The organism is Bradyrhizobium erythrophlei, from assembly GCF_042430365.1.
In the GTDB taxonomy this organism is placed as follows: Bacteria; Pseudomonadota; Alphaproteobacteria; order Rhizobiales; family Xanthobacteraceae; genus Bradyrhizobium; species Bradyrhizobium erythrophlei.
Window position 1 is genome coordinate 1 of the sequence record NZ_JBHMET010000209.1, and the last position, 12,269, is coordinate 12,269.

The following is a 12,269-nucleotide window of genomic DNA, read 5'->3' on the forward strand; positions in this document are numbered from 1 at the left end:
TGATTGGAACGCCATACGGGTCGAAATCGAGGAGGTTCCCGCGATACCTACCGACGGGGCCCCTTGTTGTGCAAGCCGTCTAAGACCGCCTTGTCAAGCAGAAAATCGGGGAACGCCCGCTGCTTCCGCGACGCGGACATTATCCTCCGCCAGCTTGCGGTACTCGGCCGGCCTGCGCAGGTAGAACGCGCCGCCCTCGTCGCGAACGAGGGTCATCGATAACTCGACGCATTCATCGCAGATGAAGACGTCCCGTGACGACGAGCTTGCGCACATCGTAAGGAGCAGCGAAGGATTGTTCCCGGATTGCTCTCGACGGGTTCGCTCATGCCGGACCTCCATTCAACGGCCAAACGCCCGCAATACACGTGAACATCGGACCGATGTCTGGCAATAAACCCGTGATTTGCCGTTGGACGAGGCTGAACGGCGCGGTTGACCCTTTGCGACCGGTCTCGGCGTTCCCACATGCCAGGACGGCATCTTTCGATCGATCTGTTAGATGGCGGAACTTTATTCAATTCGCGGTGCCAAGCCGGAAGACCAGCGCGGCCTCACGCGCCTCTGCGTGCGCGCTACCGCACAAGCAGGGTACGACGAGGCCTTCATCGACCGGGTGATGCCGGCACTCACCGTCACGATGCCGTTGATCACCGGTGGCTATGTTCGAGTGGCGGAAGACGAGGCTGGAGAGGCAGTTGGGGTTGTGACAGTGACGCCAACCGCAGTTCTGGGCATTGCGCAGCTCGACGGCATCTTTGTCGATCCACCGTTTTGGAAACGCGGCGTTGGCCGGGTGCTTTTCGAGGCGGCCGTCGGGCGTGCCAAGGAGCTGAAAGCCGGTGCCCTGATGATCTACGCCGAACCTTCGGCAGAAGGCTTCTACAAGCGAATGGGAGCCATCAGGATCGGCGAAGGGCCATTTTATTATTCTCCAGAGCTTATACTGCCTCATCTGCTCTACATCGTTCCTCGCGACGCATGATGGCTCGCACGTCGCCTTCTGGCCCGTACCGACGAAATCCAGCGTTCGTCCACATGTCGGCTGTTCGAGGTAGACCGGAAATGGCTGGCGTGCGGCCAGATCGACGCGAATGACCCCGATTCGGACATGGGCGGCTAGAACACTGCCGTCACCCGAGGGATCACTTTCTCGGCCTGTGTGATGCGGATTGGCACGCCCGTGACCGCTTCGACCCGAGAAAGCAGCTAGCGGAACAACCCATTGGTGTGATTTGATAACCAGCAAATTGATCTTTGAATATTTGGGGGCGGCCTTGCCCCAAGAGCGTGTTCAACGGCGGCTTGCTGTCATTCTGGCCACGGACGTGGTCGGCTATTCGGCGCTCATGGAGCGGGCGGAGGAAGCCACCTACGCCGAGTTCGAGCGGCTCAAGCGAGAGTTGATCGAGCCCGGCCTCTCCCGCCACGAAGGCCGCCTGGTCAAGACAACGGGGGATGGCGCTCTAGCCGAGTTCGCAAGTCCGTCGGCTGCCCTGCGATGCGCGGTGGAGATACAGGAAAGCATCGCGTCAGGCCGAAGCTCCCTTAGGTTACGCATTGGGGTCAATCTCGGAGAGGTTATCGTCCGGGCTGACGGCGATCTTTTTGGCGACGGGATCAACATTGCTGTGCGACTAGAGGGGATCGCCGATCCGGGCGGCATCGTGATTTCCGACAAGGTCTACAACGAGGTCGAGGGCAAGCTGGACGTTGGCTTCCAGGATCGCGGCGAGCAGCGGCTCAAGAACATCTCCAAACCGGTCCGCGCCTACGCTGTCCGCGCGGGAGCGCATCGCGCGCCGACCGAGCGGCTAGGTGCGGCTCCGCCACTCCCGGACAAGCCTTCCATCGCAGTGCTGCCGTTCGAGAACATGTCCGGCGATCCCGAGCAGGAATACTTCGCGGATGGGATGGTCGAGGACATTATCACGGCGCTGTCGCAATTCCACCAGCTCTTCGTTATCGCCCGCAACTCGAGCTTTACCTACAAAGGGCGCTCAATCGACGTGAAGCAGGTCGGGCGCGAGCTTGGCGTGCGCTATGTGCTCGAGGGCAGCGTGCGGAAGGCAGGCAATCGCATACGCATCACCGGCCAGCTCGTGGATGCGGCAACGGCGGGACACCTTTGGGCTGATCGCTTCGACGGTGGAATTGACGATATCTTTGACCTGCAAGACAGCATCACGACCCGGGTTGTGGGCGTGATTGCGCCAAAACTCGAGCAAGCGGAGATAGAGCGGGCCCGGCGCAAGCCGACCGAGAACCTTGATGCGCACGACTATTTCTTGCACGGAATGGCGAGCCTCTATCGATTCACGAAAGCTGCCAATGGCGAAGCGCTTCGGCTGTTCCGTAAGGCCTTTGAACTCGACCCTGAGTTCGCCGTCGCGTATGGCATGGCCGCGTTCTGCTACCTGCTCCGCAAGATCAATGGCTGGATGGCCGATCAGGCGGAAGAGGCTGCCGAGGCCGGCCGCCTTGCGCGCCGCGCAGTGGACTTGGGGAGGGATGATGCCGTCGCGCTCGCGCTCGGAGGTCGCACACTCGCGCGCGTCGTGGGCGAGCTCGATGTTGGAGCCGCCTTCATCAATCGTGCCCTCGTGCTCAACCCGAATTTGGCCGCGGCATGGCATTACAGCGGTTGGACGAGGATCCGGCTTGGCGAGCCGGAAATCGCCATTGAGCATCTTGCAACGGCGATGCGTTTGAGCCCACTCGATCCATTCATGCATGCCATGCAAACGGCCACGGCGCTCGCTCATCTCTACTCCGGCCGCTATGACGAGGCATCTGTCTGGGCTGAAAATGCATTGCATAGTAATCAGGACTATCTGCCTGCGTTGCGCTTCGCGGCGGCGAGCAATGCCTTGGCTGGGCGGATCGAAAAAGCGCGAAAGATGCTAACGCGCCTACGCCAGCTCGAGCCGAACCGGCGCATTTCCAATCTCAGGGAAGTGGAAGATTTTGCTCCGTACATCGCCGGGGTCATCGAGGAGGGGCTGCGCAAGGCCGGGATGCCCGAGTGATCGGACCTCCTTAGGATCGAGGTCGCTCCAATGCTGCTCAAAGTGAGCGAATGAAGAGCACGTCCGCCGTCAGGGGTAGACGGCACTTCTGGCGGGCGGGTGTCTACCGACTGTTTTGACGCCACCTCGGACATCAATGGTCGGCACAAGTATTCTCAGCGTAAAGCCTCAAAGGCGATCACCGCCGGTCCAACAAAACCTGGTCATGCGCCCACTGCCCTACTTGGGTAGCTGTACCCTGTTACCAGTGCGGCATGCTAAATTGTCCGGAGTTTGGGCCGAGAAGCTCCTTCTGCTGCTTGGTGAATGCGCGCATCTCTCCTAAACGGTGCTAGCAAGATGCACCGCCAGTTGCCCCCTTAGCGGCAAAAGCGGTATCATTTTAAAAGTTGATTTCAGTCACTTGTCCAGGGCGATGCGTTTGGCAGTCGCGGTCGATTGGCTACTTGCGATTTTTGTCGGTTCATTTGAAGGACTGTAGCCCCAGGCCGCTTGATCGGCGCTGCTGGACTGGACCCCGGATAGAGACGGGTCATGACCGAGACGACGACCGTGACGGTGCTGTTTACCGATGTCGTTGGCTCAACCAGCCTGCGCCAGCATCATGGTGACACTGGTGCTCACGAGATCATGAACGCGCACAATGATATCGTGCGTGAACAGCTCGGCGTTTGTGCGGGTCGCGAGATCAAGACGAGCGGCGACAGTTTCATGGCCGCATTCGAATCAGCGCGGAAAGCTGTTGACTGTGCGATCGGCATCCAACGTGCGCTGCACGATTACAATCAGCGACATCCGATCCAACCGGTCAAAGTCCGCATTGGATTGCACACTGGTGAAGCGATTCGCGCAGGCGACGATCTTTTCGGAACCAGCGTGGATGCGGCTGCCCGTATTATGGCTAAGGCCGATGCCGAGCAGATCCTGGTCTCGGACGTCGTCCGAACTGTTCTCGGGGCCGCAAAAGATGTGGGCTTCAGGGATCATAAGCGGGTTCGACTCAAGGGATTTCCCGAGCGCTGGCGGCTGTGGGAAGTGACTTGGCGCCACCATACCGGCGGCGCGAGCTTTGTCGATGCCAGGCCGAGCCTTGAATATTCCGGCGGTCGCACGCCGTATGTCGGTCGCTCGGAGGAACGATTGCTGCTGCGTCTCGCAATGGACCGCACGATGGGCGGTGCGGGAGGTGTCGTGCTGATCGCTGGCGAAGCAGGAATCGGTAAGACGCGACTGGTCGACGAAATCGCGGTCGAGGCAAGGGCGCGCGACATGTTTGTTGTTCGCGGGCACTGCTCCGACATGGAGGGCGCGCCGCCCTATTTGCCGTTTGTCGAGGCGATCGAGTACGGACTGGCAGTAACTGCCCGGGACGTCTTTCAGGAAGCTATGGGCGATGCCGGTCCTGAGATCGCTCGTTTCGTTCCCAAAGTGCGCCTTGCCTATCCTGACCTACCTCCGCAGCTGTCGCTTCCGACCGACCAGGCGCGCCACTACATGTTTGAGAGTGTGTGCGATTTTTTCGAGCGCGCGGCGACTATCAGGCCGATGCTGTTCGCGTTGGAAGACCTGCACTGGGCAGACGTTTCCACGACACAACTGCTCGAAAGCGTGGCACGACGCGCTGCGCGCACGGCTTTCCTCGTGATCGGAACGTATCGTGACGTTGATCTCAGCCGCGAGGACCCGTTCGCGCTTGGCATCGAGCATCTGTCGCGGCTCCCTTCCGTGTCGCGTATTGCGCTCAAGCAGTTGAACGTGGACGACGTCGCGAGGATGTTGAGGTCGTTGTCCGGTCAAGATCCTCCCGAACAGCTCGTTCGGCTGATTTATGCCGAGACCGAAGGAGTTCCGTTTTTTGTAGAGGAGGTTTATCGCCACCTCGTCGAGGAACATCGGCTAACGGACGCGGGTGGCAGATGGCTCCCTCAGGTCGAGATCGGCGAGATCGAAGTACCTGAAACAATTCGATTGGTGCTCGGCCATCGCATCGACCGGATCGGTGAAACTGCGCAGCGCGTCCTGACCACTGCTGCGTGCATTGGCCGAACGTTTACTTTCGAGTTTCTGACATCAGTCGCCGGGGAAACCGAAGATGATTTGCTAGATGCCTTGGAGCAGGCAGAGCGTGCCCGATTATTAGTTGCCGAGGAAGGCCGACGGCCACGCTATGTTTTCGCGCATGAGCAAATTCGGCAGACGCTGCTCGGCCGGCTCGCGTTTGCGCGACGGCAGCGACTGCATCAGCGTATCGCCGACGCGATCGAACGGCTGCAGGCCGGGAATCTCGACGAGCATGTAAGCGATCTCGCCTACCATTTGGCGCAGGCCGGCGCTCATCATCGTGCGGCGAAGTACTTTCAACAGGCTGGCAGATCGGCGGCAGCCCACCTCGCAACGCCTGAGGCGTTGGCGTATTTCGCAAGGGCGGCCGAACTTGCTGGCGCAGGGCCCACCCGCCGCGCAGCGCTCCGAGCACGCGGCGAGCTGCTCATGGGCTTGTTCCGGGGCCGCGAGGCCGCGGCCGATCTGGAACTTGCAATGCGTGAGGCTGCAGAAGAGGGTGCCGCTGCCGAGGAAATGGAAGCGCTCCTGCGGCTCGGGCGCGCCTACTATGTTGTTGGCCTGGATCATCGTCCCGCAATTGCTCAATCGCTGGAGGCGCTTGAGCGTGCGCGCGTGCTCGCCGTTCGACTGGCGGACCGTCACGGCGAAGCCCGCGCGCTGATCCCGACGCACTGGCACGCTGATTTCGACCCGAACTTCCGGCCGCAGGCGACCGCCAACGCCGATCGGGCACTGGCGATTGCTCGCGAGCTGAGCGACGACGAGCTCGAGATCGACGCTTTGCGGGCCGTGCAGCGATTGGGCACTCTTGCGGCGCGTCGAGGTGATATCGAGCGGATTGCCGCCGCCCTGGAGCGGCGTGGCGATCTCATCGCGCTCAATGAACACCTCTTTCAGACCATGTGGGCCTATTGGCGAGCCGGCTGCTTCAGAGACTGCATCGCGACTTGTGATCGAGGCACGGCGCTGGCCAGACGGCTGGGCATTCCGCCCGTCCAGTATGGCACGATCAAATCATTCGCGCTTGTCGATCTCGGCCGCTTTGATGAGGCGTGGCAGGCCCTCGACCAGGAAGTGGCGGATGACGATCATCCCTTCGGTCAGGCTTTCCAACGGCTCGGCCGGGTTTTCTGGTACGCGGGCGCAGGTGACTTTGAGCGCGTCATTCGCGATGTCCCGCGCGCCTTCGCTGACGCGAAAGAATTGCAGCGCGCGTGGATGATTCCCTGGGCTGACGGATTGCTAGCCTCGGCGATCGTGGCAAGCTTTGCCGATGGGACCGACGAGGCAAAGGTGCGGGCAGCCATTGAGGCCGCCGGAGGACAGCTTGTTGATGAGGCACTTGTCGCGGCACGGCTCCTCGCCGGCAATCCCGATGGAGCTCTTGCAGAATGTGCACGCCGCCTTCCACGGCTTGAGGCCGAAGGTCTATCGCGTGCTTATTGGCTAACTGAGGACCTTAGGATTCGAGCATTGGTCGCTGTCGGGCGCTATTCCGAGGTTTGTGGCGCAGTCGAGATGGCATTGAACGTGGTTGCGCCGGCTGGCTGGCAATCTCTCGCTTGGCGCCTGCATGCGTCTCTTGCAGTCGCGTTGGAGAGGCTCGGGCGCGGTCAGGCGAACCAAGCACGTCGCGCCGCAATAGACCTGCTGATGAGCATCGCGGACACATTCCATGAGAGTTCGGCTCGCTCCCAATTTCTATCCCAGCGAATTGCAAAAGATCTGATTTCGGCGAAGGAGACAAGCAAATGACAGCTCATATCTTACGGGAAGGAGCGCCCGAAGATGTCGGGATGGATCACACGCGAATACAAAGATTGCGGCAGCTTATTGGGGGCTGGGTCCAGCGTGGCGACACTCCCAGCGTGGTGGTCCTCGTGGCCAGACGCGGGGTCATTGTGCTTCACGAAGCGTTCGGCGTGCGTCGTCCGGAGGACACCACACCGACCTTGAAACTCGATTCCATCTTTCCGATCGCATCATGCGCGAAGCCGCTCACAGCGGCGGCAGTGATGTGCCTGGTCGACGATGGACTGATCGGGTTGAATCGGCCGTTTGCCGATTACATCCCCGAGCTTGACCTCCCAGAGATGGAGTGGCTTGCGGAATCCAAAGTGGCCAATTTGTTGTGCCATACTGCAGGCATCGACGATCTCGAGCTGGGCGATTTTATCGACGCGACCGCCAAGCGCTCGCCGAATTTGCCTCCTCCCGGACCCGGTCAGCATCCGAAACTCAACACGAGAATACGGTTGGCCGCCGGAGCACCGCTGGCGCATCGCCCAGGCTCGGCCTGTATATATTCCAATTTCGGCTACAACCTGCTTGGCGACATTGTCCGCCGCGTCAGCGGTCAGCCGTTTTGGCAGTTTGTGAGATCGCGACTGTTTGAGCCCCTCGGCATGCACGACAGTTACTTTCTTCTGCCCTCGACGCTGCGCGAGAGACGTGTGTATCGCGTGCCTGGAATGCCTGCCACCGAACCGAACCCAATGCATGGCGGGATCGATTCTCCTGAACGTGACGAGCTCGATTTGGGATCAGGCGGTGCCTCGTCCACGGCCAAAGACCTCGCGATATTCCTGCAGATGCTGCTCAATCAAGGCTCGTACGATGGACAGCAGATCCTCAGCGCTGCCAGCGTCGCTGCCATGACACGACACCAGGTTGACAGGAGAATTCCCTGGATCTTTCCCTGGATCAATCCGGCGACCGGTGAGCGGGTCGATGTGAAAATCCTCGCCGGCGGCTACGGCTACGGCCTCGCCATTTTTGGAGAGGGCGATCGGTTCAGAATGAATGGATCGATCCTGTCACTGGAGGCATTTGGCCATATCGGTAATGGAGGCTCCTGCCTCTGGGCTGATCCTGCGCATGAAGTGGTTGGCGTCTACCTCAGCGTTTCGCCTCGGCTGCAGCGAGGAGTGTACACGACGAACTCGGACCTGCTCCAAAACGCTGTCCATGCGGCGATCATTGACTGAGGAATTGTTCGGGCAACGTTGCCCACTAGCTCCAGACATACATGGCTCGATTCGTTCGTGTTTCGTGTCTCAACGCTTCCGCCTCCAAAATAATCACTCGTGCCACTGTCGAGCAGGATGACTCCATCCCAGGATTGAGCTAACGTTTATTTTTTCTCCCTCGTAGCTCCCGAAGCGTCGCGGGGACAACAAACGGCGCCGGTCAGGCGACCTGGTTTTTCAAATCCTACTCTCCTTCGGACCCCTCCTTTTTCGGAGTCCTTTTGCACTCTGGCAGGCGCCTGCCGCGAGAGGAACAGAGGCAGCGCGCTCAGGCATCGTTGCTTCAAGAGGAGGATTATCAATGAAAAAGAGAACCTGTTTGTCCGCAATTCTGCGGACCGCGCTTGCTGTCGGAGCGACCTTGCTCGTTGCGGCGGGAACGGCTGGAGCACAAAAGCAGGGCGGCAGCATTACGGTGGGCCAGGAATTGGATATTCCCGGCTTCGATCCACTGAAAGTCGGCGTGTTCGATACCTCGGCGCAAACAGCCGCTGCCGCAATTTTTGATACGCTGACCTATCTCGACGACAAGGGCGAGCCGCAGCCGAAGCTTGCGCTGTCCTGGACACATTCCGACGACTACAAGACGTGGACCTTCAAGCTGCGCCCGGGCGTCAGATTCCATGACGGCACGCCGTTTAACGCGCAAGCGGCGAAGGAGAGTTTCGACCGTTGGAAGGATCCCGCCAACAAATGCCGATGCGCGTTCTACATTTCCGGCGTCCGCGACGTGCAGGCGCCCGACGAGCTGACGCTGGTCTACAACCTCAACGATCCCGCGGTGACCTTGCCGGCCAATCTGAGTTTTCCAAGCGCTACCAACGTCGTCCATTCGCCGACAGCCTGGAAGACCAAGGGCAACGATTACAACCGCAATCCAGTTGGCACCGGTCCCTATATTCTGAAATCGTGGACCGCAGGCGACCGCATTGTGCTGGAAAAGAGTCCGGACTACTGGAACAAGGGTCATCCCTATCTGGACAGGATTATCCTGAAACCCTTGCCGGACGCGCAGTCGCGTTTCGCCAGCCTGCAGTCGGGCGAAGCCGATATCATCTGGGATGACGAATACGACGCCGACAACATCCTGAAGGCGCAAAAGGACCCGAAGCTCACAGTGCACACCTATACCGGGTCCGGTGCGCAGGTGTGGGCCTTCAACACCAAGGTCGCCCCCTTCGACGACGTGCGCGTGCGGCGGGCCCTCGTCATGGCGCTCGACCGCAAGAAGTGGTCGCAGGCGGCGACCAATGGTCTTAGCCGACCAGCTACCAATCCCTACGGCGACGGCTCCTGGGTAAAGTGCAAGGATGACGGCGCATTGCCTTACGATGTCGAGAAGGCGAAGGCGCTAATCAAGGACTATGGGCAGCCGGTCGAATTCAAGATGATCGCCACCGCAACCCCGCGCGGCCGCACCAATGGGCAGGTGCTCCAGCAGTTCTGGAAGCAGATTGGCGTCAATATGGAGATTGAGCAGGTCGATCAGGCCACCATCCCACCGCGCGCCTTCATGCGGCAATTTCAGTTGACGCCGTGGCGCATCGTCGATTTCCCCGATCCCAGTCCCCAGATGTTTGCCAATTTCCACACCGGCAGCCCGGTCGCGCTCGCAAATTATTCCGATCCGGAACTGGACCGATTGCTCGAACACGCGCGGTCTACGGCCGAGATCGACAAACGCACTGAAGACTACTGCGCTGTCAGCCGGCTGATCAACAAAGAGGCGATCTGGTTCTGGGCATTCCAAAACACTTACTACGCCATTTCCGCCAGCAGGCTGAAGGACCTTCCAAAGCTCCATGGTGGAGTGATCGACGTCTCCAGCGTCTGGCTGGAATGAACGCTGGAATTTCTCGCCCTCAGGTTGTTCTATTTGGTGCCCGTTCTCTTCGCCGTTTCGTGGCTGACGTTCGTGATCGCGTCGCTGCGAGCGGTTGTCGGTGTTCGAATTGATGATGGTTACCCTTCGCGCTCGTGATCGGGTTTCTTAATTTGAAAGCTGGCAAAGCGCTTGGGTTGGAAATTCCTCCCAGTCTTCTGACGCGCGCCGACGAGGTGATCGAATGACGCCCTCATGCAGTTTTTGGACGCCGGCAATACATTGATGGACTTTCTCTCAGGCGGGGGTTCGATTCCAGGTCGAAGCGCGGGTGCAAATTCCCTAACGATTTCAATTTCTGAAATAGTCAGGGGCGAAATCGAACCACCGACACTGCGATCTTCAGTCAGCCACTCTAATCCGGAGACGCTGCATCGTTGATCGATCGACCTCCAGGATGTATCAATGGGACATCCCTCTTGTAGACACATCGATCGGCCAAGTGTGGAAAATCAAAGGGTTACGTGAGCGGCCCGAGACATAGGTGACATTTCGTACCGGACACATGGGTTACACTTTTCGCTTTTTGGCGGGGGGTGTGGATGCCGTGGAGAGCGAGTTCGGTGATGGAAGAGCGCCTTCGTTTCGTTGCCCGGCTTCTGGATGGGGAAGCCATGACCGATGTCTGTCGGGAGTTCGGACGGGCTACAAGATTTTCGATCGCTACAAGGAACAGGGATTGGCGGCCCTGAGCGATCGTTCGCGGCGGCCGGTGCGCTATGCCAATCAGCTCCCCGAGCAAATCGAGGGCCTGATTGTCCGTCTCAAGGCCGAGAAGCCACACTGGGGCGCGCGCAAGATCCGTGAACTGCTGGTCCGGCGGCTCGATGGCGATAGCAGGATTCCCGCCAAAAGCACTATTCATGCGGTGCTCGATCGCCATGGCTTGGTCAAACGCGGCAGCGGCGTGCCGCGCCACCGCGCGCGCGGCACGCCGCTGTCCGCGGGCGCTGGACCCAATGATCTGTGGTGCGCGGACTTCAAGGGCGAGTTCAAGCTCGGCAATGGCCGCTACTGCTATCCGCTGACCGTCACCGACCATGCCTCGCGCTTCCTGTTGTTGTGCGAAGCGCTCGATTCCACCCGCGAAGAGCCGGCCATTGCGGCCTTCGAGCGGATGTTCCGCGAGCGTGGCATGCCGCTGGCCATTCGCTCCGACAACGGCGTGCCCTTCGCCAGTCCCAACGCCTTGTTCAATCTCTCAAAGCTCTCGGTGTGGTGGCTTCGGCTCGGCATTGCCATCGAACGCATCAAGCCGGGGCATCCGCAGCAGAACGGCCGTCACGAGCGCATGCACCTCACGCTCAAAAAGGAGACCACCCGACCACCGGGCGCCAACAGCCTGCAGCAGCAGGAGCGCTTCGACGCCTTCCTCCGCGAGTTCAACGCCGAGCGGCCGCACGAGGCCCTCGACATGAAGTGCCCTGCCGAGCTCTACACCGCCTCAACGCGTCGCTATGCCGGCCTGCCGGAACTGACCTATCCGTTCCACGATCGCGAGGTGCTTGTAACCGCCTGCGGACGGCTCTGCCTGCATCGCAAGCGGATCAACCTCTCGATCGTGCTGGCCGGACAAAAGCTTGGCATCAAGGAGGTCGACGACGGCATTTGGCTCGTCAGCTTCATGCACTATGATTTGGGATACTTCGACCTGGAGCAGAAGACCTTGCAGCCCCTCGACAACCCGTTCGGCACGAGGTTGTCACCCATGTCTTAGGTACGACCTGTTACCTATGTCTCCGGGCCGGACACTCCGGCCTCCAGTCGATGTGCCAGCTCCGCGTCTGTCCGGCGCGGCGCTGGACCAGTTCGAACAATCCGTTGCCCGGCCGACATACCAGCGGCCGTCGGCCTCGACGATGACAGGTGGGCGTGCCCCGCCGACGCCGGGATCGACGACGCCAAGAAAAACGGTACCCGCCGGAAACCATGCGGCATAGGCCGCCAGCAGATAGGCCGATGCCTTGGGGTTTCCAACCGGCGCATCAGCAAACAGGTCAATAATGGATATGCCCGGCACCACCTGGTCCAGCACCGCCTTCATCTGACCCACATACGGGCCGTGCAACCCGAAGTCCGTGAACAGCACAATCAAAGTTGCCAGCTAACCTCTGTACGTCCTGCTGCAATGGGGTCGAGCATTATACGCGCCAATGATATCAGTGGGTTAGTTGAAAAGTTTCGATGTCATTGTGTTGCGCTTGCTGCGTCGGATTTCCACCTATTCTCAAGCATGCCCCTGCCCCCTCGGCGGACGCAACCCTC

Annotated in this window: 7 protein-coding genes and 1 pseudogene; 6 read left to right on the top strand and 2 right to left on the bottom strand. The window is 60.0% G+C overall.

Annotated features, from left to right (window positions below; translation table 11 throughout):
* Positions 1–93: 93 nt before the first annotated feature.
* Positions 94–216, bottom strand: coding sequence for a hypothetical protein (locus ACFFWD_RS29565; RefSeq protein WP_376971348.1), 123 nt, complete (start codon positions 214–216; stop codon positions 94–96).
* Between the two features lie 286 nt (positions 217–502).
* On the opposite strand from ACFFWD_RS29565, the gene ACFFWD_RS29570 reads away from it, so the two are divergent.
* From ACFFWD_RS29570 to ACFFWD_RS29595, 6 genes and pseudogenes are all read left to right on the top strand, one after another.
* Positions 503–985, top strand: coding sequence for a GNAT family N-acetyltransferase (locus ACFFWD_RS29570; protein ID WP_376971350.1), 483 nt, complete (start codon positions 503–505; stop codon positions 983–985).
* 265 nt (positions 986–1,250) lie between these two features.
* The gene (locus ACFFWD_RS29575; protein ID WP_376971352.1) at positions 1,251–3,029 is read left to right on the top strand and encodes an adenylate/guanylate cyclase domain-containing protein; all 1,779 of its coding nucleotides are present in this window, start codon (positions 1,251–1,253) and stop codon (positions 3,027–3,029) included.
* A 534-nt stretch (positions 3,030–3,563) separates the two neighbouring features.
* The gene (locus tag ACFFWD_RS29580; protein WP_376971354.1) at positions 3,564–6,848 is read left to right on the top strand and encodes an ATP-binding protein; all 3,285 of its coding nucleotides are present in this window, start codon (positions 3,564–3,566) and stop codon (positions 6,846–6,848) included.
* On the top strand, positions 6,845–8,080 hold the full coding sequence (locus ACFFWD_RS29585; protein WP_376971356.1) for a serine hydrolase domain-containing protein: 1,236 nt from the start codon (positions 6,845–6,847) through the stop codon (positions 8,078–8,080). Before ACFFWD_RS29580 ends, ACFFWD_RS29585 begins: the two co-directional genes overlap by 4 nt.
* Before the next feature lie 343 nt (positions 8,081–8,423).
* Complete coding sequence (locus ACFFWD_RS29590; RefSeq protein WP_376971358.1) at positions 8,424–9,965, top strand: ABC transporter substrate-binding protein; 1,542 nt, start codon at positions 8,424–8,426, stop codon at positions 9,963–9,965.
* 581 nt (positions 9,966–10,546) lie between these two features.
* A pseudogene (locus ACFFWD_RS29595) lies at positions 10,547–11,721 on the top strand (integrase core domain-containing protein).
* Here ACFFWD_RS29595 and ACFFWD_RS29600 read toward each other — a convergent pair.
* On the bottom strand, positions 11,707–12,093 hold the full coding sequence (locus ACFFWD_RS29600; RefSeq protein ID WP_376971410.1) for an SAM-dependent chlorinase/fluorinase: 387 nt from the start codon (positions 12,091–12,093) through the stop codon (positions 11,707–11,709). The pseudogene ACFFWD_RS29595 and the gene ACFFWD_RS29600 sit on opposite strands and share 15 nt — an antisense overlap.
* Positions 12,094–12,269 lie beyond the last annotated feature (176 nt).